This is a genomic window from Mesorhizobium sp. M0848 (assembly GCF_040319805.1).
GTDB lineage: Bacteria > Pseudomonadota > Alphaproteobacteria > Rhizobiales > Rhizobiaceae > Mesorhizobium.
The window spans coordinates 24,363-45,077 of the sequence record NZ_JAMYOM010000025.1; the positions used below are offsets into that span (position 1 = coordinate 24,363).

Here is a 20,715-nt window from a genome sequence, read left to right on the forward strand (position 1 = left end):
TCAACCTGCCTTTATCGCAAGGCCGGTAGCGGCGTCGAAGACGCGCACCGACGACGTAGTGGGGGCAATGACAGCGGTGTCGCCGATAGCCAGTCCGACATCATTGTCGAACACCGTTTTCACAGCCGCCTCGCCCTGGCCGAGATGAACGATGGTGCGCGCACCGATCCGTTCGACGAAGGTCACCGGCATTGCGAGGCCCTGCCCATTCTGCACCAACGTCGCCTGTTCAGGACGGAATCCGTAAAGCACCTCGCCGCGCGCACCACGCATGGCCGCCGCGAGTTCGACCGGCAGCGGCGGCGTGACGCCCAGCGGTCCGAGATCGACGACCAGTCCGCGGTCGCTTTCCACCGGCCTGCCCTTGAGCAGATTCATGCCCGGCGCACCGATAAAGCGGGCGACGAAGACATTGGCGGGATCGTTGTAGACCTCGAGTGGCGTGCCGACCTGCTGCAACACGCCATGATCCATGACCGCGATCCGGTCGGCCATGGTCATCGCCTCGAGCTGGTCGTGGGTGACATAGACCATGGTCTGGCGGAACTGCCGCTGCAGCTGCTTCAGTTCGGTGCGCATGACGGCCCGGAAAGCCGCGTCGACATTGGACAGCGGCTCGTCGAGCAGGAAGATCGCCGGCTCCATGATCGCCGAGCGGCCGATCGCCACCCGCTGCAATATGTTGACTGACAGCCTGTCGGCCTTGCGGTCGAGCAGCGGCGTCAGTTGCAGCATCTCGGCGATGGCGCCGACACGGCGATCGATCTCGGCTTTGGCAGCCCCTCGCATTTTTGGTCCATAGGCAAGGTTCTGGCGCACCGTCATATGCGTGAAGATGGCGTAGTTCTGGAAGACGAAGCCGACGCCGCGCCGGCCCATCGGTACGCCGGCCATGTCGCGCTCGCCGAACAGGATCTTGCCGCCGGTCGGCTCTTCCATGCCGGCGATCATGTTCATCGTCGTCGACTTGCCGCAGCCCGACGGGCCGAGCAGCGCCATGAACTCGCCATCGGCAATTGCCAAATCCATGGTTTTCAGCGCGGTGAAGTCGCCGAATTTCTTGATCAGGTTTTGCAGGTGAATTGCGCTCATGCCGCCACCTCGCGTGCCCGCGCCATGCGCTTCATCGCGAACACCGCGACGATCGACAGCACGACCAAAATGGCCAGCGCGATCGCCGCCACATAGCCCCAGATCAGGTCCTGCGTGGTGAGCTTGTAGATGTAGACCGAGATGGTTTCGGTGGCGACGCCTGGACCGCCGCCGGTCATGATGTAGAGCGTGTCGAAGATCTTGAAGTTCTCTATCACCCGGATCGCCAGCGCGATGATGATGATCGTCTTCATCTTCGGCAGCACGATGGTGACGAAGCGCTGCCAGGGATTGGCGCCGAGCAGCGTCGCCGCCTTGATCTGGTCCTCCGGCACGCCGACCAGGCCGGCGAGCAGGATGAGGAACATCAGCGGCGTCCATTGCCAGATATCGGCGACCATCACCGCGATCAGCGCCAGCGTCGGATCCGACAGCCAGGCGATGGTGACGGGAGAACCGGTCAGCGACGACAAGATGTCGTTCACCGGGCCGCCTGACTGGAACAGCATGAAGAACATGTAGCCGGCCACCGCCGGCACCACCATCATCGGCATCAGCAGGATCGAGTAGAAGACGCGCTTGCCCGGGAAATCGTCGGCAAACAGCGTCGCCAGTGCCAGGCCAAGCAGGAATTCCGCCGGCACGCAGACGATCATGACGATGGCCGTACGCTTCAGCGCGCTCCAGAAGCGCGCGTCGGCGGCGAGATCGGTGTAGTTGGCAAAGCTGTTCCACATCGACCAGGCGCTCCACCAGCCGGTGCCCGACAGAGGCGACCAGTCGGTGACGCTGATGTAGAGCTGCATCAACAGCGGGAAGGCCGAGATGAACAGCACGAGGATCTGAGCGGGCAATGTCAGCCGGAAACCCAGCCTTGCGCCCTCGTCACGCGAACCCGGCCTTGTTCCGACGGCTTTCATCTCATCCTTGGAAGTCATGACAGTCACCGCGCTCATTGCTTGAGCGCCCCGAACGTCAACCCGCGCACCAGATGGCGTTGGATGGCGATGCCCATGATGACCGGCGGCACGGCCGCGATCAGCCCAAGCGCCGCCTTGGCGCCATAGAGCTGCCCAGTCATCGAGGAGGACAGAGAGGCCATGTAGACCGGGATGGTCACCCATTCGCGCGTCGTCAGAAGCAGCGCGATCAAATAGTCCGACCAGTTGAGGATGAAGACGAAGAGCGCGGCACTGGCGAGCGGCGCGCGCATCATCGGCAGCGTGATGCGCGTGAAGACGCGCAGCCGCGAACAGCCTTCGACAAGCGCCGCCTCCTCGATCTCGCGCGGCATGTCGTCGAAGAAGGTCTTCATCAGCCAGAAGGCGAACGGCAAGGTGACGATGCCGTAGATCAGCGCCAGGCCCCACCAGCTATCGGTGAAGTTGAGGAAAGCCCACATGATCATCACCGGGATCATGACCGCCATCGGCGGAAAGATCCGGAGCTGGATCAGCGCCAGCGGCAGGTTCTGGCCGGAGCCGAAACGCGACAGCCCATAAGCCGCGGCAGTGCCCGCCGACATGGCGATCACCGTGCCGAAAACCGCCGACAGCAGCGATGCGAGGATCGGCTTCAGCGCGTTACGGTCGAGCGCGACGATCAGATTGTTGGTCGACTCGCCGAAGACGAAACGGAAATTGCTGAGCGTCGGGTTCTTCGGCCACCATGTCAGGTCGGCGCCGGTCGCCGACCATTCGGCGATCGGCTTGAAAGCCATCGACACCATCCACAGGATCGGCACCAGCGTCACCGCCATAGCGGCGAAGATCGCGGCATAGCGGAATATCAGGAAAGGAACGGAACGCTTCATCTGGCGGCTTTGCTGGTGGCGTTGTGGGCGGAGGGGAGAAGCAAGCTCCTCCCCTCCTTCGGTGCGATCTCGGGAGGAGGATCAGACGATTGGATCGAGAACTGTCGGCCAGGCCTCCTTGTTGGTCTTGATGGCTTCGAGCAGTTTGTCCTCGCCGGTGCGCCGGGCGATCTTTTTCCACTCTGCCTCGGTATCGGCCATCGCCTGCTCCGATGTCTTGGCCTTGGTCAGCGCCGCCATCAGGTTCTCGTCGAGCGCATTGTGGAAGGCTGTCGCGCCGGGATAATTGATGGTTGGCACGGTGCGGGCGACCGTCTCGCGCACGACGTCCATGTGGTAGGCATGATAGGTCTGGCGCACCAGCGGATCGGAGAAGTCCGAAAGCCGGAACGGGTCCAGGTAACCGCCGGGGTTGGCGCTCATCCATGCGTAGATACGGGCCGAGCCCAGCCATTGCAGCAGGAGATAGGCGACCTCCTGGTTTTTCGACTGCGACGAGACCATGCCGGTCAGCGAGAACCACAGCACGGAACGGCTGATCAGCTTGCCGCCGATCTCGCGGCCGGGCGGCAGCATCGAGCCGATCTTGCCGGTGACGGCTGAATCCTTGTTGCCGGCATTGTCGAGGAATTTCGGCAAGTTGGAGAAGGCGCAGGTCATCGCCGCACCACCCTTGGCGAAGTTGCCGTATTGCTCCGGCCAACCCCAGGAGATCGCATCCGGCGAATGATGCGCGAGCGAAGCGACATATTCGTTGGTGGCGGCAATACCTTGCTCGGAATTGATCATCGGCTTGCCGTCATCGCCAAACAGGAACTGGTTGGGCGAAGCCATCGAAACATAGCGCTGGTACCAGTTGGTATAGCCCCAGCCCTGGTTGCGCAGGTCGGTCGAGCCGAACAGGCCCTTGTCCGGTCGCTGGAAGAAGGCGGCTATGTCGCCATGCTGCTTCCAGGTCTTCGGCGGCGCCAGATCGTAGCCGTATTTGTCCTTGAAGGCCTTCTTCTCGGCTTCGTCGCCGAACAGGTCGGTGCGGTAGACCCAGGTCTGGAAGTCGCCGTCCAGCGACACGCCATAGTTCGAGCCGCGGTATTTGTTGAGCAGCGACACGCCCTTGGCGCCGTTGACATAGCCGCTGACCGGATCGTCCCATTCAGGCTTATGCTGCGCGACAAAGTCGTCGAGCTTGGCGATGCCGCCGGTTTCGGCGAGGTCGCCAAGACGGTTCCATTCTGTCGAGTAGATGTCGTAGGCCCCACCCTTGGTGGAGATGTCCTGCATCGTCTTGGTGAATTCCTGGCCGTTCGGCAAACCGACGATTTCGATCGCGATGCCGGTTTCCTTTTCCCACAGCTCCTTGATCGACGGCGCACCGGCCGGGAACGGCTGCGTGAGCTGGCCGATCGAGCCGTCGGACAGGCCGAGCACGATCTTGGCCGGCGCCTTGCCGGCGCCCTTCAGCGCCTTGGCTGCCTCGATGGCACGGCCTTCCGGCGTGTCGGCGCCATACTGGTAGCGCTCGGCCCCTTCGAAGCCCGTCGGGCCGCCGATCATGCCGGGCGCCAGCGCGTCGGCCGCATAGGCGCGACCGGGACGAATGAATTGGGGTGCGATACCAGCGGCGGTCATGATCACAGCCGCCTTTCCTCCGGATGCCAGCAGCCGGCGCCGCGAGATGCGGATCAAGTCAGACATTGAAACTCCTCCCTCAGGGCCACGTTTCCTCCACGACCCTTATGAGGGATATTGACGGCAGCATGGCAAGGCTGTCAACATCATAAATAATCAAAACACCTCATAATATTGCAACAGGGCAAGGAAATGCACAAAAACGGGACCCATACGTCACGCAGGATGCCTCATTTTGAGGGCGCCCGGCCCTTCCCTGCCCCGCGCAGCCCTGCCGGACCATTTGATTTAGCGCGGCGGCTTGCACATCGGCCAAGGGCGGATACATCATTTCCCATCAGAATCGCGGATGGCGGGGAAGCCGTCACCAGCCGATCCGACGCATGCAGGAGAGGAAAGACGGTGCGTTCCACCCTGACTGACATAGCCCGGGAAGCCGGCGTCTCGGCCGCCACCGTCGACCGAGTGCTCAACAACCGACCCGGCGTGCGGGCGCGCACGCGGGAAATCGTGCTCGAAATGGCGCAGCGCCTCGGCTACATCGCCGAAGGTCCGAACGGCGCGCCGCCACGACCCTCGCCCGGCGAGGTCATCCGGCTCGACTTCGCCCTGCCGGCCGGCACCAATTCCTTCATCAAGATGCTGCACCGCCAGATCGAGGCACAGGCTCTGGCGCGGCCCGACCTCGATGTTCGTATCGCCACCATAGAGGGCTTCAATCCTGACCGGCTCGCTCGCCTGTTGCAGGATCTACGCGGACAGACGCAAGGCGTCGGCGTCATCGCGCTCGACCATCCGACGGTGCGCGAAGCAATCCGCTCCCTGTCGGCCAACGACATTAAGGTGGTGACCATCGCCTCCGACATCCTGCATGTGCCCAGGGTCGCCTATATCGGCATCGACAACCGCGCCGCCGGGCGGCTGGCCGGCTATCTGCTCAACCGCTTCATGGGATCGGGGCGTCCGGGCAAGGTGGCGCTGTTCGCCGGCTCGCTGTCTTATCGCGGCCACGAGGAACGCGAGATGGGGTTCCGCCACGTATTGACCGAGGAATCACCCAATCTGCAGATCGTCGAGATGCGCGAAATGCTCGACGACCGCGAAAAGGCCTATTCGGAAGCATCCGCCCTTCTGGAGCGGCACCCCGACCTTGCCGCGATCTACAATGTCGGCGCCGGCAACACCGGCATCGCCCGCGCGCTCAAGGAGCGCGGCCGCGCCCAATCCATGGTCTTCCTCGGCCACGAAGTGACGGACGGCACCAAGGACCTTCTGCTCGACGGCACGCTCGACGCGGTCATCGACCAGAACCCGCGCGTCGAGGCCCGCGAAGCGCTCAACACCCTGATCCATGCGGTCCGGGGGCTGCCCTACGAATTGCACCAGCCAAGGCTGCAGGTGATCTTCAAGGAGAACATTCCGGAGATTTGACCTGTACGAGGCGGCGCCGCAAAGCGCCGCCCGCTCGATCTTTCCGGGCCTATTGGACGGCAGCGACTTCAGCCGCGGCGCCATCGACAAAGCTCTTGTCGACCCATTTGCCATAGTCGATCGAGCCCTTCAGGAGCCCGGCGCTGGCCATGAATTTCTCCTCGCCCTGCAAGGCGGCGATCGCGTCGTCCGTGAGTTTCGGATCCTGATGGAACACCCCGTCGGCATAGGTCTTGCGGACGGATTTTTCCGACGACTTGGTCGCCTCGACAAAGGTCTTGATCGTCTGGTCCGGATGGGCGTCGGCCCAGCGCGAAATCTCGATATCGACCTTCAGCAGCCGCTTGACCAGATCGGGATATTTCGCCGCGAAGGCGCCGTTGACCGAGATGACGTTGGGCACGTTCCATTCCGGATGGGTGCTGGTGTCGAACAGGACGCGCGCCTCGCCGGTGTCGACCAGCTTGGCCGCCGTCGAATCGGTCTCGACAATGGCGTCGATATCGCCGCGCAGCAGCGCCGGGCCGGATGCCTCGAAAGGCAGGTTCAGACCTTCGACATCATTGGTGGTCAGGCCGACGCTGTTCAGCGCCTTGCTGAAATTCGAATGCCGCACCGTGCCGGTCAAATAGGCGACCTTCTTACCCTTGAGATCCTGCAGCGTCTTCAGCGGCGAGTCGGTCTTGACGACGATGTAGGAACCGCCGGCCTTCACATAGCTCGACAGGCCGATCAGCCTGACGTCGGCGCCGGACGCAGCAACGCGCAGCGCTGGATTGTTGCCGGTATAGGTGAATTCGATCGCGCCGGTGGCCAACGCTGTCGTCGCCTCCGAACCGCCATTGAAAGTCACCAGTTCGACCTTGATGCCGTCCTTGGCGAACTCCTTCTCCCACCAGCCGTCCTTGTGGGCGAGGATGAATTTGAGATGCCCCGGCGCGGTACTGCCGATGCGGATGATTTCTGGCTTGTCCTGGGCGAAGGCAGGCATGCCGCCAAGGCCGATGACGACGGCAATGGCGCCCTTCAGGAGCAGTCGGCGAAGTGCATCGAATGGAATGCTGGGCATGGGAAAAATCCTTCCTGATTGGAATGAATGGACGGCTCAGATGAGCGAGGTCTCGGACTGGCCTTTCCAGGCTGTCGCCCAGCGCTCGAACCAGACGAGCAGGTAATTGACAGTCAGGCCGATGACGGTCAGCGTCAGGATGCCGGCATACATGTCGGCCGTTTCCATCATCAGTTGCGAGTTCTGGATGAGAAAACCGAGGCCGGATTTGGCCGCCAGCATCTCGGCGCCAATGACCGCGAACAGCGAGGATTTCACCGCCAGCCGCGCGCCGGCGACGATCGAGGGAATGCTGGCCGGCAGGATGACTTTCCGGAACAGATCGAAGTCGGACGTGCCCATCGAGCGCGCCGCCTTGATCAGCAGCGGATCCACCGACTTGACGCCGCTGATCGTGTTGACGAGGAGAAAGAAAACCGAGGAGTAGAAGGTGATCGCCACCTTCGATTCCTCACCAATGCCGAGCAAAAGGATGAACACCGGCAGCAGTGCGAATTGCGATGTGTTGCGCAGCGTCTGCACCAGAAGGTCGGAAACCTTCTCGAACAGCGAATAGCGCCCCATCAACAGACCGAGCGGGATGGCCACCACCACGCCGAGTGCGAAGCCGATCGCAGCGCGCTGCAGGCTGATGCCGATATGCTCGATCAGCACGCCCGAGGCGAGCAGCGCCCACCAGGCGACCAGCACCTCGCTCAGCGGCGGAAAGAAGATCCGGTTCAGCCAGCCGAGCCGCGGCGCGATCTCCCACAGCAGGAAGAACAGGCCGAGCAGCGGCAAGCCATAGAGGAACGTGCCGTGGCTCGCTTTCTTGCTCCGGTTCTTGGCGCTGGCCTTGATCGCGGGGATCCTGGCGGCGGCGACAGTTTCGCCAGCGCCGGCAAACAGGTGGAGCGCTCCAGCGGAGCCAAACTTCTCGGTCAGATAGGCCATGGGTCCAGTTCCTCAGTGACTGAAGGCTGGCGACAGGGTCCAGTCCTTCTGCGCCTTGTTGACCTCGTCGCGCAGCACGTCCCAGACGCGGGCGCGATAGGCGTTGAATTCGGCGCTGGCGCGGATGTCGCCGTCGCGCGGCCGTGGCAGGTCGATATCGATGATCTCCTTCACCGCGCCCGGCCGCGCCGTCATCACCACCACGCGATCGGCGAGGAAGATCGCCTCGTCGATCGAGTGGGTGACGAAAATGACAGTCGTGTTGATCTTGCCCCAGATCCGCAGCAGCTCGCCTTGCAGCAGTTCACGCGTCTGCTGGTCGAGCGCCGCGAACGGCTCATCCATCAGCAGCACTTCCGGGTTGCTGGCCAGCGCACGCGCGATTGCCACACGCTGCTGCATGCCGCCGGACAGCTGGTTGGGAAAACGGTCCTCGAAACCAGCAAGGCCGAACAGTGCCAACAGATGGCGGGCCGTCGCCGTGCGCTCGCCCTTGGCCACGCCGCGCACCTCCAGCGCATATTCGATGTTGGCGAGCGCCGTACGCCAGGGAAACAGCGCATATTGCTGGAAGACATAGCCGGTCTTGGGATCTGGCCTGGTGATGCGCCTGCCGTCGAGCTGGACGTCGCCACCGGTCGCCTGCGTCAGCCCGCCGATAATGTCGAGCAGCACCGACTTGCCCGAGCCGCTCGGGCCAACCAGCGTGATGAATTCGCCTTTGCGGATCGAGAGATCAACGCCGTCGAGCACGGTGACGCGGTCGGTCGCCTCGCCATCCACGGTGACGAACTGCCCCGGCTTGAGCTGGAACGTCTTGCTGATGTCGCTGACGACGATCCGGTCCATGTTCGGGCGGTCCATATCTGTCTCCGATCGGTTCACTGCGCCACGCGGATGCGGTGCGTCGGGTCGAATTCCGAGCCGCCCGCCTTGCCGCGCTTCCAGCCAAGCGCGCGGGCATAGGAGCCGAACAGCCGTCGGGCGTCGGCCTGAGCTTCCGTGATGCCGGTCGGCCCTTCGGCGAACTCGGCCACATAAAGCGCGTCGGTCGGGCAATAGATCTCGCAGAGAAAGCAGGTCTGGCAGTCCTCCTGGCGAGCGATCACCGGCACGCCATTGTCGGTCGCGTCGAAGACGTTGGCCGGGCACACCTTGACGCAGATGTCGCATTCGACGCAGCGCGTGGCCGAGACGATCTCGATCATGACGCCAGCTCCGCCAGCCGCTCAGGCGCACCTGCGATGCGGAACTCATCCACACCGGTGATGACCAGCCGGTGCGCGAAGGCCGGGCTCTTGCCCGGTAGGTCGGTGCGGCGATGCATGCCGCGGCTCTCGGTGCGGTGCAGCGCTGCGGCCACGGACCAGCGCCCGGCAGCGGCGATCGATGCCGCCTCGCGCGTGCGGACCCGATCCAGCCCCTCGCCTTGCAGATGGTCGCGCACGTCGCGCCAGACACTCTCCAGCCGCTCGCCGCTTTTCTCCAGGCCCTCGCCAGTGCGGAAGAAATTCTTGCCGAGCGGCGTCACTTCGCTACGCACCGCCTCGATAACTTCGCTCGCCGAGATGTCGGCACTCGCCGACGATGCCGGACGCAACCCGGCTTGGCCGAGCGACTGCACCGCACTGCGGAACGCCTTGCCGGTGCGGCGCTTGGCATGGGTCGAGGCGCCCTTGCCGGCCCACCAGCCGCTGGCCAGCGCCCAGGATGAATTGACGGCGCCGCCGCCCGACACGGCCCCGGTCATCATCTCGCGGCTGGCGGCATCACCGGCGACGTAGAGGCCGGGCACGCCGGTGGCGCAATCGTCGGAGACGATGTCGATGCCGCCGGTGCCGCGCACCGTGCCTTCGGCGCGCAAGGTGATGCGGAACAACTCGCTGAACGGGTCGATGCCGACGCGGTCATAGGGCACGAAGCAATTCGGCTGGCCCTGGCGCAGCCAGCCTTGCAGCGCCGGTTCGGCCTGATCGAGCCGCGCATAGACCGGGCCGTCGATCAGCGCGCGCGCCACTTCCTCCTCGCGGTCGCCGATGCCGTTACGCAACGGCTCGCCGGTCGGTCCGACGATCGGCGAGCCATCTTCGCGATGGAACGAGGCCCAGCGGAACGGCAGGCCCTTGTTCAGCGATGAGCCATAGGGCGCCAGCGTGTATTTGCCGGTGAACTCCATGCCCGACAGGCTGGCGCCGGCTTCGGCCGCCATCAGATAGCCGTCGCCAGTCAGCCCGGTGGCGCCGAGGATGCGTTCGCGAAAGGCGCAGCCGCCGGTCGCCAGCACCACGGCGTTGGCGTCGACGCGCCAGTCCTGGCCGATCTGTCTCGCAACACCGGCGGCGCCGACAATGGCATCGTCGTCGGACAGAAGTTCGAGCGCCGGATGATGGTCGAGCACGGTGACGCCGGCCAAAAGCACCCGGCGGCGCATGAAGCGCATGTAGTCCGGGCCGCGCAGATTGGCGATGTAGAGCCGTCCGTCATCCTCGCTCGGAAAGGGATAGCCCCATTCGGACAGCCTGAGCAGGTTGCGGTAGGCGGTGTCGACGCAGCGCAGCATCCAGCGCGGGTCGGCGAGTTCGCCGGTGCGCTGCCAGCGTCGTTCGACCACGGCGTGCCTGTTGTCACCCGGCGGCACGCACCAGGTGCCGGTGTTGGACGGCGCGGTGGCGCCGCTGGTGCCGAGATAGCCCTTGTCGGCCAGCACCACCTTGGCGCCGCCCTCGGCCGCCGCGACTGCCGCCCAGGCGGCCGACGGGCCGCCGCCCAGCACCAGCACGTCTGCCTGGAGCAGCAAGCTGTCGGAAGCGGATTTTTGCGGCTTGTGCATGGACACCTGGCGAATGCGTCGAGGCCGGCGCTAGGCCGCGCGCGCCGCGCTGGAAGACCAGACCGGCTCGTTGCCGGCACTCCATTTGATGTTGCAGCCGATCGACGGCACTTGGCTGGCAATGGGCCTGCCGCCCTCCAACACCGTGTCGACCGCCGCTCGCAGATCGGCACCCGTCACCGGCTTGCCGTTGCCCGGCCGCGCCTCGTCGAACTGGCCGTGATAGGCGAGCCGCCGGTCGGTATCAAACAGGAAGAAGTCGGGCGTGCAGGCCGCGCCATAGGCTTTCGCCGTCTGCTGCGACGCATCCTTGAGATAGGGGAAGGAATAGCCAAATTTTTCGGCCTCTTCGCCGATACGGGCAAGCGTTTCTTCCGGATGCGCTTCGTGGTCGTTGGCGTTGATCGCCACCACTTGCAGCCCCTTGCCCGCATAATCCCTGGCGAAAGCGGCAAGCTGCTCGCGGATCAGCACGACGAACGGGCAACGGTTGGAAATGAAGGCGACGAGCAGGGCCGGCTTGGCGTCGAAATCGGCGAGGCGGTGCAGCACGCCTTGCGCGTCGGGCAACAGGAAATCGGCCGCCCTGGTGCCGAGGTCGATCGGATTGGACTCTGTCTTCGGCATCGATGCGCTCCCTTGTGCAACCATTTTCACAGGCCAAGGTGCGAGCGCCCTGAACGTCCGCAGTTAGTCTATGAATTTAGTATAATTATAGGCTGGATAGCGCATTCGCGGTCAACCGCGCGGCTTAGAATATCGTGCCAATGTTTCAGGCCGAGCCGCCAAGTTTGTTCGGGCGGAAGCCGATCCGGAGAAATCCGGACGGACAGGATTTATCAAGCTCAACTGGTTCGCCGACGAATTGGTACTGCCCAGCCGAACCGCCTTGCGATTTTACGGCGTCATTCCCCTTCCGGATAAAGCGCCTTCGCCAGATCGCGGATCGCATCTGATGTGCGCGGCCCGAAGCCGATCATGTAGGCGCCGTCAAGCACGACCAGCGCCTTGTTGGCCGCCGCCGGCGTTGCCGCCAGCGCGCGGTTGCCGAACACCTGCTCGGGCGTCGGCCCGCTCTTGCCGTCGCTCATCATCAGGATGACGTCAGGCGCCATCTCGATCAGCTTTTCCTCCGATGCCGCCCTGTAGCCATGCACGACATCCATCGGGTTGAGGCCGCCGGCATAGCGAATGATGGCGTCGGCAGAGGTGCCGGCGCCGGCAGCGCTCAGCTTCACGAGGCCATGGAAGAACACCACCTTCTTGCGCCGCTCCGGCGGGATTTTTGCTGCCAGATCGGCTGCCGTCTGAAAGGCGGTGAGCACCTCGGCGGAAACCACCTTGCCCTTGTCCTCGAGCCTAAGGCTGGCGGCGATCAGGGTGATCTTCCGCTCGATGCCTTGCGGGCTGTTGTCCTGCGGGACGAAGACGATCGGGATCGCCAGTGATTTTAGCACCTCGACCGCCTCCGGCGGTCCGCTGTCCTCGGCCGCCAGGATCAGGTCGGGACGCAGGCTGGCCAGCCCCTCGACCGAAAGCTGGCGGCGGTAGCCGACATTGGGTTTTTGCGCGACTTCAGGCGGATATTTGCTGCCGCGATCGACGGAGATGATCCGCTCGCCGGCGCCCAGCGCGTGGACGATCTCGGTGACGTCGGAGCCGAGCGTCACGATTCGGGTCGCCGCGCCCGGCACGACGGTTCGCCCCAGCGCGTCGACAACGCCCTCGGCGGCCAGCGCCTGGAAACCACAGGAAGGCGCCAGCACCGACAGCGCCAGAAGCAGCACCGCCGCGATCCTGCCAGGTTGCGACCAGTGGGTCGTCTTGCCTTCGCCTAAACTGCCGACCATGCCGCTGTTCCCGTGCCAGATGCTTCTCGATGATGGTCGGCTATAAATTTAAAGTTGACTTGTGTCATCATGTTTTAATATGTGACCCCTGCCCCGGCCCGCCTGGTCGAGGGATTCTCGATCATGCCAGCCAAGGCCCTTCAGCCACCGCCAGCAGTTTTGCTTTTGCTTGGGGGCTGCATGACGATGACAACGACAACAAACACGACCTTGATGGCGAGCACCGCGCTCGCCTTCGTGCTCGGCCTCTGCGCCGTGCCTCTTGCCAGCGCGCAGGAACAGGACCAGGAGAAAAAGGCCGCCGCCAAGGCCGGCCGCCTGGCGCCGGCCAGTGCCGCGCAGAATCAGCCGGCGACGATGCTCGACGTGATCACCATCTCGGCGACGATGATCAAAACGGCGGTGATCGAATCGATGGCCGCCATCAGCGCCGTCGATCAGGACGAACTCGACCGCATTCAGCCCGACACAGCGGCCGACATCTTCCGCACCACGCCCGGCGTCGCTGCCTCGATGAATGGCGACGATCCCGCAACCGCCATCAACATTCGCGGCCTGGAGCAATATGGCCGCGTCGTCGTGACGCTCGACGGCGCCCGTCAGGACTATTGGCGCGTCGGTCATGGCTCTGGCTCGTTCTATGTCGAACCGGACCTGATCAAGGAAGCCACCGTCATTCGTGGCCCGGTGTCGAATGCCTATGGGTCAGGCGGCATCGGCGGCGTCGTCTCCTTCGAGACCAAGGACGCCGGCGATTTCCTCAAGAAGGACGAGCGCTGGGCGCTGAGCGAGAAGCTCGGCTACGAGGACAATGGCGACGGCTTCACCACCAGCACCACCGGTGCCTACCGCTTCAGCGACGATGCCGACATCATCGGCAACCTCATCTACCGCGACCGCGACAGCTACACCGACGGCAATGGCGAGACCGTGCCATGGACCGGCGAGCGGGTGACCAGCGGCTATCTGAAGACGACGCTGCGGCCGGCCGATGACCATGAGCTGAAGCTCGGCGCCATCCTGCAGCGCTACAACGACCAGATCACCGGATCCAGCGGCTCGACCTCGCCGACGCTGAGCCGCTACGACACCAACACCACCAACCAGACCTACACCGCCGCCTACACCTGGAAGCCAGACGACAACGAGCTGATCGACTTCAGCGCCAATGCCTACCACAACCGCACCCGCACCGAGCAGACGCAGGTCGCGCCTGCCTCAGGGATCGGCAATTTCCGTTTTTACGATGTCGCCACATCCGGCTTCAACGTGAAGAACTCCTCACGTTTCGACGCCTGGGGACTAGCACATACGCTGACCTACGGACTCGATTACTACTATCTCGAGGCCTCCTCGGAAGCGGCGCATTTCGGCGCTGGCGAACAGCAGGGCTATGGCGGCTTCCTGCAGTGGCAGGGCGATTACGAGGACTGGCTGCAGGTCATCACTGCGATGCGGTATGACGGCTACCAGCTCGATGGCGAAACGCGCATCCCGTCGCCGCAGGAAGCCTCGATCTCCGGCGATCGTTGGTCGCCGCGCCTCACCGTCGGCGTCACGCCATTCGATGGCTTCCAGCTCTATGGCACCTATTCCGAAGGCTATCGGGCGCCGGGCCTGCAGGATGTCTTCCGCGGCGGCGGCGCGCATGGCGGCGGCGATACATACCGGCCCAATCTTCTGCTGCAGCCCGAGACGGCGAAGAACTGGGAGGCCGGCATCAACGTCAAGTATGACGATGTTCTGACGGCGGGCGACCGGTTGCGCGCCAAGCTCAACGTCTTCCACACTGCCGTCGAGGATTACATCGACGTCGACCTGACCGTCCTGCCGCGCACCGCGATCAACATCGGCGACGCCCGGCTGAAGGGCATCGAGGCCGAGATGGTTTATGACTACAACTGGGGTTTTGTGAACCTTGCCGGCGCGTTGATCGACGCCAAGGTCGTCAGCGGCGTCTATTCCGGCCAGGCGCTGAACAACACGCCGCTCGACCGCTTCTCGGCCACCATCGGCTTCCGCATGCTGGAGGACCAGCTCACCGTCGGCGCGCAATATCTCAGCGTCGGCAAGATCACCCGCACCAGCCGCACCAATCCCAACGCCGTGCCGGTCGTCGATGACGGTTTCGATCTGGTCAACGTCTTCGCCAACTGGCGCGTCAATGACAACCTCAAGCTCGACTTCGGCGTCGATAACATCTTCAACACCGCCTACACCGACCCGCAAAGCGCATGGTCGACCTCGGCGGCAACCGAACAGGGCAAGGGCCGCACCTTCAAGGTGGCGCTCACCGGCAGGATCGGAGGCTGACAATGAGCCAAGCATCGGTGCGTGAACTGGCCTGTGAGGCACAGCTCAACCTGCGACATCTGCCCGATTACATGGACAGCATCAGCGACAGACTGCAGAGCTTCGAGGCCGATGCTTCGCATCAGGGACAGCGCATCGATTTCCGCTTTGCCTTCGGTGGCGCCTCTTTCGACATGGAACGGCTGGTGATGCGGGCCAATGCCGCCGACCGCGACGGGCTGGCCCGTATCAAGGACCTGCTGGCCACGGCCGTACAGGTCTACGCCAAGGAGGAAAATCCCGAGATCGTCTGGACCGGCGATCTCTCAGGCGAAACCAGCCTCGCTCAGTTCCGCGAGATGGTGGTGACGGATATTCGCGACCTCACCCCGCATATGCGCCGCATCCGGCTGGCCGGCGAGGATCTCAGCCGTTTCGCCAAATTCGGCGGCATGCATATCCGCATGCTGTTTCCGACCAGGGAGGTGCCCGATCCGCTGTGGCCGGTGCTCGGCGGCAATGGCTTGCCGGTCTGGCCCGCCGATGACCGGCGCCCGGTGGCGCGCGTCTACACCATCCGCGCGCTCGACGTGGAAAAGGGCATCATCGATATCGACTTCCTGATTCATACCGGCGAGAGCGTCGGCTCCACCTGGGCCATGCAGGCAGCGCCCGGCATGAAGGTCGGCATCATGGGACCGGTCGGCCGTCCGGTGCGGCAGGCAGAATGGTATGTCTTGGGTGCCGATGAAACCGGCCTGCCGGCGCTGGCGCGGCTGCTGGAGACGCTGCCGGCCGAGACAAAAGGCGTTGCCTTCGTCGAGATCGCCAATGACGGTGAACGGCAGAAGATCGCCAACCCCACCCGCATCGAAGTGCATTGGCTGACACGGGATGGCGTGGCGGCGGGCGAGGACAGACGGCTGGCCGAGGCTGTCCGCTCGGTGGCGTGGCCGCAGGACGGTTCGGCCTTCGGCTGGTTCGCGGCGGAAGCCGCTGCCGCCAAGATCGTGCGCGAATATTGGCGCGACACGCTGGGACTTGGTCGCGATCAGACGCTGGCGGCTGCCTATTGGCGGCGTGGCTCTGCCGGATTGATGGCGGGGTGAACTCTGATGATCGGCCCGCCGTCTTTGCCGATGCCGATATCAATTTGATCACCGGAGACAAGGTTCGAAATATCGCACACCACCAGCGGCATGCGGATGTCATAAAGAAACTCGGCAACGATGGCGCCCACCGCCAGGATCGGGTCCGGCCGCTCCAGAAGAAGACCGGCCGGCGCCGTGCCTCTGCGGATCGCCTCGGCCAGCACCGAGGATGAAGACGATGAGCCGCGCCCGCTCGGCATGACCAAAATCCTGCCGGCGACATTTTGGCCGAGGCCGGGATGCGAATGGTCTGTTATGTCGCCGGTCTCGGCATCGATACCGCCCCAGAAGCTGAGGGGTTGCGAGAACACCAGCGCCTGGCCCTTGGCTTCGCCGGCCAACTGGAAGGTGCCGGTTCGTGCCACCGGTCGCGTCATGAGGCGCTCCGCACGACATGCCCGACGGCAGCGGAGCGGATGCAATCCTCCATCTCGGCAAAGGCGACGGACACGCCGATATTGCCCGGTGCATAATGCGCCCATTTGCCGGAATTGGTCATCACGACGCCGTCGAGGCGTTCCAGGATCGATGTGACATAGGTGCAGGTGTCGGCGACCGGGACCAGACCAAACGCCTCCATCCCCGCCAGCGCGCCCTCCTCCTGCAGTCGCGCCAAGGTCGCACGGCCCGTGTTGACGTAGATCGGGATGCGCCTTCCGGGTGCTGCCTCGCGCAGCAACGGCAACAGTCGCATCCACTCCTCATACGAAAAATGCGGCGTGCCGAGCGACACGGCCGCCACCGGCGCGCCATCCCGTACGCTCGATAGCCTGGCCAGCGCATGGTCGATATCGGCGCGGGTGATGCGGATCGTTTCGTCAGGCGCATGACCCTGGAACGCCTCATCGAGCGTCATCGCTTCCGGCGTGATGCCGACCGCATGGAACAGCGCCACAGCACCCGTCGTTGCAGCCGCCGCGCCCAGCGCCTTTAGCTGGTCCTCATCGCGCGGCTGCGGCAGACCGGCAATCACCGGAACGCGGTCGCCGCTCGCTTGCCCGATGAATAGCCCGACGCCGACGAAAAGGCTGTCGCTCGGCTCGCCGTCCGGAACATCCAGCTCAAATAGGATCCGGCCGCGCCGGTTCTCGCTCAGATGCAGACCCCAGGCCGGCGCGCGGCCGGTCATGGCGCAGCACAGATCGATGAAATCGCCATAGCGGTTGGTGCGCGCGCCGATCACCGAATTGGCAAAGACGATGGCGTTGGATTCGCCCCAGGCGATCTGCTCGCCGAACTCCGGCCTGAACCGCGTCTGGTAAGGTGCGCAAGTGAAGGTCGCCTGGCAGCCGAGCTCCAGATGCGCCTTCATCAGCCGCCGCGCCGGCACCTCTTCCGCTGCCGGCATCTTCACCATGCCGGGATGGATGAGGTCGAATGAGCCGACATTCAATGTCGTCGGCACCTGGACCCGGCCACCGCCTTCGACCAGCCGCTCGACGAAATCGAGCCCTGCCTTGCCGTGGTAGAGACAGCCATCGATATGGGCGCCAGTGATGTCGAGCAGACCGCGCGCCCCAACCGCATTGGAAAATGCGACGAGGATTTTCATGGCAGCGGCGGCGGACGGGCCCTGCTCGCCGTCGAGCATGGATCGGTCCTTAGCCGTCAATTCCAGCGTCATAGATGTGCTCCCGGCCCTATCTAGCCCGATGGAGGGACAGCACCCCCCTCTGCCCTGCCGGGCATCTCCCCCGCAAGGGGGGAGATTAGCCGTCATACCTGCTTTCGCAAATTTTCGACGTTGCAAAAAGGGCAGTGACGCTCAAACCGCCAATCTCCCCCCTTGCGGGGGAGATGTCCGGCAGGACAGAGGGGGGTGCGAAGGAACGCCAACAGTCCCTGCTATCGAACCGCGTCGACTAGTTTGCCGCAATCAGCACGGTGCTTTTCGGCGACCAACTGAGCATTACCTCCTGACCCTCGGCCAGTCTTTCGGCACCGGTGTTCTGCACGATGACCTTCAACGTCTGACCAGCGTGCTCGACAAAGTATGTGCTGTTGTTGCCGGCGAAAATGCGCTTGGAGACCTGCCCCTTGAGCATGTTGGCGTTGCCATCCGAAGCCCCGCCATCAATAGCAATACGGATGCGTTCGGGCCGCACCGCACAACTCGCCTTGGCACCAGCAGCAAGGCGAGCACCCGCGCCGGCGGCAATCGCCGTGCCGTCCGGCAGCCGGATGCCATCGCCCGTCGTATCGCCGCGAAAAATGTTGGCGTCGCCGAGGAAGGTGGCGGCGAATTCGCTCTTCGGCCGGTCGTAGATCTCCTCCGGTGGTCCTTCCTGCACCAGCCTGCCTTCGCGCAATATGCCGATGCGGTCGCTCATCGTCAGCGCTTCTTCCTGGTCATGGGTAACGAAAATGGTGGTGATGCCGATCTCGCGCTGGATGCGCTTGAGCTCGATCTGCATATCGACGCGCAGCGCCTTGTCGAGCGCGCCGAGCGGCTCGTCGAGCAGCAGCACGCGCGGCTTGGTGACGATGGCGCGGGCGAGCGCCACGCGCTGGCGCTGGCCGCCCGACAGCTGATGCGGCCGCCGCCCACCGAGCTTGCCGAGTTGCACCAGATCGAGCGCGCGCTGCACCTCGGTAGCGATGATCGCCCTGGCCTCGCCGCGCACCGACAGGCCGAAGGCGACATTGTCGGCGACGCTCATATTGGGAAACAGCGCATAGTTCTGAAACACCATGCCGATGCGCCGCTTTTCGACCGGCACCCGCTCAACGCTTTCGCCGCCGATGGTGATGCGGCCGGAATCGGGAAAATCGAACCCCGCGATCTGCCTGAGCAGCGTGGTCTTGCCGCTGCCCGATGGCCCGAGCAGCGCATAGAAGCCGCCATCGGCGAAATCGATAGAGACATCGTCCAGTGCCTTGTGCGCGCCGAAACTGCGCGAGACATCAGATACCTGCACGCCGGCCATTATTTCTCTCCGCCGAATTTGAAGAACCGCGCTGTCAGCAGCATCAGCGCCATCGACACGACAATGATGATGGTCGAGACCGCGTTGATCTCGGGCGTAAAACCCTTGCGGATCGCGGCGTAGATTTCGACCGGCAGCGTCGTCTGGCCCGGCGTCGCCAGGAAATAGGACACGACGAACTGATCGAACGAAACGGCAAACGCAAACAGCCCGCCGGCGATGACGCCGGGCATGATCCAGGGCAGCGTAACGCGCCTCGTCACCTGCCACTGGTTGGCGCCGAGCGAGCGCGCCGCCTCTTCCAGCTCCGGCGCGAAGGTCTGCAGCCGGGCCGAGACGACGACGATGACATAGGGCAGCGCCAGCGCGACATGGCCGAGCAGGATCGCATGCAGGCCGCGGCCGATGCCGACACCGAAGAAGAAAATCAGCATCGCCGTGCCGGTGATCAGCCACGGTATGGCGATCGGCGGAAACAGCATCGCCTGCAGGAACTTCTTGCCGCGAAATTCGTAGCGATAGAGCGCCAATGATGCAGCCGAGCCGAGCACCACGCAGATGATCGTGGTGATGACCGCGATCTCGACGCTGTTCCAGGTGGCCGCGATCAGCTGGTCGTTCTGCCACAGCGAGGCGTACCATTCGGTCGTCCATTCGAACGGCAGTTGGTAGAAGGGCGAGACATTGAACGACATCAGCGCCATGATGATGATCGGCAGATAAAGAAAGGCGAGCAGCATAAAGATGTAGAGACGGCCGAGCCATTCGAGGATGCGGGTCGTCACCATCACGCGGCCCTCCGCAGCACCGGCGACGCCACCGCCAGGATGACCAGCACCACCGCCAGCAGGATGAAGGAGAGCGCTGCACCGAGCGGCCAGTTGAACACGGCGACGAACTGGTCCTCGATGACCGTGCCGTAGAAGGTGCCGGTGCGGCCGCCGAGGATGCGCGGTTCCATGAACGAGCCGACGACCGGCACGAAGATCAGCGCCGCACCCGCGACCAATCCGGGCATCGACAGCGGGATGATCACCCGCTTCAGCACCTGCAACCGCGATGCGCCAAGCGAGCGCCCGGCCTCGATCAGCGAGTCGTCGATCGCCTGCAGCGTCAGATAACAGGTCAGCACCATGTAGGGCACATAGGAGTGCACCAGCCCGATGATGACGGCTGGATAGGAATACATCAGGTCGATGTTGATCTTGAACGGCAGCACCGCGTTGAGCGCGGTGTCGAGAATGCCGCCCTCGCGCAAAACCATCGCCCAGGAAAAGATGCGCACCAGCCCGTTCGACCAGAACGGCAGGATGACGAGCAGGAAGATCGCCTCGCGGCTGCGCCCCTTCAGCACCTTGGCGAGCACGTAAGCCGCGGGATAGCCGATGACGACGCACCACAGCGTCACTTCGAGGCCAAGCCGCAGCGAGGCCAGCAGCAGCGTCAGATAGAGGCTTTGCGAGAAGAAGGCGGCATAGTTGCCAAGCGTGAACGCCCACGGCTTTCCCGACAGCGGCAGCTCGGTCATGAACGAGAAGAAGACCATAGCGGATAGCGGCAGGAAGATCGCCACCGTCAGCCAGAGATAGGCTGGCGCCAGCAGCGGCAATGCCGATCTCAGCCCGCTTCGCGACGCTGTCGCAGCTGCCATGGTACCCTCCTCCCAGTATTGGAAGAACCAGCCGACGCGAACCGCCG

19 protein-coding genes are annotated in these 20,715 nt (G+C 63.9%); 3 read left to right on the forward strand and 16 right to left on the reverse strand.

From position 1 onward, the window contains the following. From NKH95_RS25475 to NKH95_RS25490, 4 genes are all read right to left on the reverse strand, one after another. Entirely contained in the window at nucleotides 1-1,092 is a 1,092-nt protein-coding gene (locus tag NKH95_RS25475; RefSeq protein ID WP_352893636.1) for an ABC transporter ATP-binding protein, read from the reverse strand. Further along, the gene (locus NKH95_RS25480) at nucleotides 1,089-2,048 is read right to left on the reverse strand and encodes a carbohydrate ABC transporter permease (RefSeq protein WP_352758683.1); all 960 of its coding nucleotides are present in this window, start codon (nucleotides 2,046-2,048) and stop codon (nucleotides 1,089-1,091) included. Before NKH95_RS25480 ends, NKH95_RS25475 begins: the two co-directional genes overlap by 4 nt. Then, nucleotides 2,045-2,905: a carbohydrate ABC transporter permease gene (locus NKH95_RS25485; protein WP_013530821.1), complete on the reverse strand. Its 861-nt coding sequence runs from the start codon at nucleotides 2,903-2,905 to the stop codon at nucleotides 2,045-2,047. Before NKH95_RS25485 ends, NKH95_RS25480 begins: the two co-directional genes overlap by 4 nt. An 81-nt stretch (nucleotides 2,906-2,986) precedes the next feature. Then, on the reverse strand, nucleotides 2,987-4,600 hold the full coding sequence (locus NKH95_RS25490) for an extracellular solute-binding protein (RefSeq protein WP_128303406.1): 1,614 nt from the start codon (nucleotides 4,598-4,600) through the stop codon (nucleotides 2,987-2,989). 336 nt (nucleotides 4,601-4,936) lie between these two features. Here NKH95_RS25490 and NKH95_RS25495 point away from each other — a divergent pair, with 336 nt between their 5' ends. Continuing rightward, complete coding sequence (locus NKH95_RS25495) at nucleotides 4,937-5,965, forward strand: LacI family DNA-binding transcriptional regulator (RefSeq protein ID WP_128303405.1); 1,029 nt, start codon at nucleotides 4,937-4,939, stop codon at nucleotides 5,963-5,965. A gap of 49 nt (nucleotides 5,966-6,014) precedes the next feature. Here the strand turns inward: NKH95_RS25495 and NKH95_RS25500 are convergent, their stop codons facing one another. The 7 genes from NKH95_RS25500 to NKH95_RS25530 form a co-directional block, all read right to left on the reverse strand. Beyond that, on the reverse strand, nucleotides 6,015-7,034 hold the full coding sequence (locus tag NKH95_RS25500; RefSeq protein ID WP_128303404.1) for an aliphatic sulfonate ABC transporter substrate-binding protein: 1,020 nt from the start codon (nucleotides 7,032-7,034) through the stop codon (nucleotides 6,015-6,017). Between the two features lie 36 nt (nucleotides 7,035-7,070). Then, complete coding sequence (locus NKH95_RS25505; RefSeq protein ID WP_128303403.1) at nucleotides 7,071-7,967, reverse strand: ABC transporter permease; 897 nt, start codon at nucleotides 7,965-7,967, stop codon at nucleotides 7,071-7,073. A gap of 12 nt (nucleotides 7,968-7,979) precedes the next feature. Then, a complete protein-coding gene (locus tag NKH95_RS25510; protein WP_128303534.1) occupies nucleotides 7,980-8,816 on the reverse strand; it encodes an ABC transporter ATP-binding protein in 837 nt (278 codons plus the stop codon). A gap of 32 nt (nucleotides 8,817-8,848) precedes the next feature. Continuing rightward, nucleotides 8,849-9,175, reverse strand: a complete 327-nt coding sequence (locus tag NKH95_RS25515) for a 4Fe-4S dicluster domain-containing protein (protein ID WP_023814043.1) — start codon at nucleotides 9,173-9,175, stop codon at nucleotides 8,849-8,851. Further along, nucleotides 9,172-10,797 (reverse strand): FAD-binding protein, encoded by a 1,626-nt coding sequence (locus NKH95_RS25520; RefSeq protein ID WP_352893638.1) that lies wholly within the window; start codon nucleotides 10,795-10,797, stop codon nucleotides 9,172-9,174. Before NKH95_RS25520 ends, NKH95_RS25515 begins: the two co-directional genes overlap by 4 nt. Nucleotides 10,798-10,827: 30 nt before the next feature. Beyond that, complete coding sequence (locus NKH95_RS25525; protein WP_023814046.1) at nucleotides 10,828-11,424, reverse strand: thioredoxin family protein; 597 nt, start codon at nucleotides 11,422-11,424, stop codon at nucleotides 10,828-10,830. Nucleotides 11,425-11,702: 278 nt separating this feature from the next. Continuing rightward, nucleotides 11,703-12,647, reverse strand: a complete 945-nt coding sequence (locus NKH95_RS25530; protein ID WP_352554747.1) for a heme/hemin ABC transporter substrate-binding protein — start codon at nucleotides 12,645-12,647, stop codon at nucleotides 11,703-11,705. Between the two features lie 186 nt (nucleotides 12,648-12,833). Between NKH95_RS25530 and NKH95_RS25535 the strand changes: the two genes are divergently transcribed. Beyond that, nucleotides 12,834-14,960 carry a TonB-dependent hemoglobin/transferrin/lactoferrin family receptor gene (locus NKH95_RS25535; RefSeq protein WP_352721965.1) on the forward strand — a complete coding sequence of 709 codons (2,127 nt, stop codon included), beginning with the start codon at nucleotides 12,834-12,836 and terminating at the stop codon, nucleotides 14,958-14,960. 2 nt (nucleotides 14,961-14,962) lie between these two features. Further along, nucleotides 14,963-16,048 carry an SIP domain-containing protein gene (locus tag NKH95_RS25540; protein WP_352893640.1) on the forward strand — a complete coding sequence of 362 codons (1,086 nt, stop codon included), beginning with the start codon at nucleotides 14,963-14,965 and terminating at the stop codon, nucleotides 16,046-16,048. Here the strand turns inward: NKH95_RS25540 and NKH95_RS25545 are convergent. The 5 genes from NKH95_RS25545 to NKH95_RS25565 all read right to left on the reverse strand — a co-directional run bounded on the left by NKH95_RS25545 (nucleotide 16,009) and on the right by NKH95_RS25565 (nucleotide 20,668). Then, complete coding sequence (locus NKH95_RS25545) at nucleotides 16,009-16,467, reverse strand: aconitase X swivel domain-containing protein (RefSeq protein ID WP_352441197.1); 459 nt, start codon at nucleotides 16,465-16,467, stop codon at nucleotides 16,009-16,011. The two genes, NKH95_RS25540 and NKH95_RS25545, sit on opposite strands and share 40 nt — an antisense overlap. Beyond that, nucleotides 16,464-17,714 carry an aconitase X gene (locus NKH95_RS25550; RefSeq protein WP_352630454.1) on the reverse strand — a complete coding sequence of 417 codons (1,251 nt, stop codon included), beginning with the start codon at nucleotides 17,712-17,714 and terminating at the stop codon, nucleotides 16,464-16,466. Before NKH95_RS25550 ends, NKH95_RS25545 begins: the two co-directional genes overlap by 4 nt. A gap of 238 nt (nucleotides 17,715-17,952) precedes the next feature. Further along, nucleotides 17,953-19,017: an ABC transporter ATP-binding protein gene (locus tag NKH95_RS25555; RefSeq protein ID WP_352893642.1), complete on the reverse strand. Its 1,065-nt coding sequence runs from the start codon at nucleotides 19,015-19,017 to the stop codon at nucleotides 17,953-17,955. Continuing rightward, entirely contained in the window at nucleotides 19,017-19,805 is a 789-nt protein-coding gene (locus tag NKH95_RS25560; protein WP_352630498.1) for an ABC transporter permease, read from the reverse strand. The genes NKH95_RS25555 and NKH95_RS25560 overlap by 1 nt, the downstream gene beginning before the upstream one ends. Further along, on the reverse strand, nucleotides 19,805-20,668 hold the full coding sequence (locus NKH95_RS25565) for an ABC transporter permease (protein ID WP_127317861.1): 864 nt from the start codon (nucleotides 20,666-20,668) through the stop codon (nucleotides 19,805-19,807). Before NKH95_RS25565 ends, NKH95_RS25560 begins: the two co-directional genes overlap by 1 nt. Nucleotides 20,669-20,715 lie beyond the last annotated feature (47 nt).

Bases quoted from the DNA above. Each gene is read 5' to 3' on its own strand.
- NKH95_RS25565 (WP_127317861.1), bottom strand. From the start codon at position 20,668: ATGGCAGCTGCGACAGCGTCGCGAAGCGGGCTGAGATCGGCATTGCCG.
- NKH95_RS25520 (WP_352893638.1), bottom strand. From the start codon at position 10,797: ATGCACAAGCCGCAAAAATCCGCTTCCGACAGCTTGCTGCTCCAGGCA.
- NKH95_RS25505 (WP_128303403.1), bottom strand. From the start codon at position 7,967: ATGGCCTATCTGACCGAGAAGTTTGGCTCCGCTGGAGCGCTCCACCTG.
- NKH95_RS25515 (WP_023814043.1), bottom strand. From the start codon at position 9,175: ATGATCGAGATCGTCTCGGCCACGCGCTGCGTCGAATGCGACATCTGC.
- NKH95_RS25540 (WP_352893640.1), top strand. From the start codon at position 14,963: ATGAGCCAAGCATCGGTGCGTGAACTGGCCTGTGAGGCACAGCTCAAC.
- NKH95_RS25560 (WP_352630498.1), bottom strand. From the start codon at position 19,805: ATGGTGACGACCCGCATCCTCGAATGGCTCGGCCGTCTCTACATCTTT.
- NKH95_RS25555 (WP_352893642.1), bottom strand. From the start codon at position 19,017: ATGGCCGGCGTGCAGGTATCTGATGTCTCGCGCAGTTTCGGCGCGCAC.
- NKH95_RS25475 (WP_352893636.1), bottom strand. From the start codon at position 1,092: ATGAGCGCAATTCACCTGCAAAACCTGATCAAGAAATTCGGCGACTTC.
- NKH95_RS25500 (WP_128303404.1), bottom strand. From the start codon at position 7,034: ATGCCCAGCATTCCATTCGATGCACTTCGCCGACTGCTCCTGAAGGGC.
- NKH95_RS25530 (WP_352554747.1), bottom strand. From the start codon at position 12,647: ATGGTCGGCAGTTTAGGCGAAGGCAAGACGACCCACTGGTCGCAACCT.
- NKH95_RS25510 (WP_128303534.1), bottom strand. From the start codon at position 8,816: ATGGACCGGATCGTCGTCAGCGACATCAGCAAGACGTTCCAGCTCAAG.
- NKH95_RS25545 (WP_352441197.1), bottom strand. From the start codon at position 16,467: ATGACGCGACCGGTGGCACGAACCGGCACCTTCCAGTTGGCCGGCGAA.
- NKH95_RS25490 (WP_128303406.1), bottom strand. From the start codon at position 4,600: ATGTCTGACTTGATCCGCATCTCGCGGCGCCGGCTGCTGGCATCCGGA.
- NKH95_RS25535 (WP_352721965.1), top strand. From the start codon at position 12,834: ATGACAACGACAACAAACACGACCTTGATGGCGAGCACCGCGCTCGCC.
- NKH95_RS25550 (WP_352630454.1), bottom strand. From the start codon at position 17,714: ATGACGCTGGAATTGACGGCTAAGGACCGATCCATGCTCGACGGCGAG.
- NKH95_RS25480 (WP_352758683.1), bottom strand. From the start codon at position 2,048: ATGAGCGCGGTGACTGTCATGACTTCCAAGGATGAGATGAAAGCCGTC.
- NKH95_RS25485 (WP_013530821.1), bottom strand. From the start codon at position 2,905: ATGAAGCGTTCCGTTCCTTTCCTGATATTCCGCTATGCCGCGATCTTC.
- NKH95_RS25525 (WP_023814046.1), bottom strand. From the start codon at position 11,424: ATGCCGAAGACAGAGTCCAATCCGATCGACCTCGGCACCAGGGCGGCC.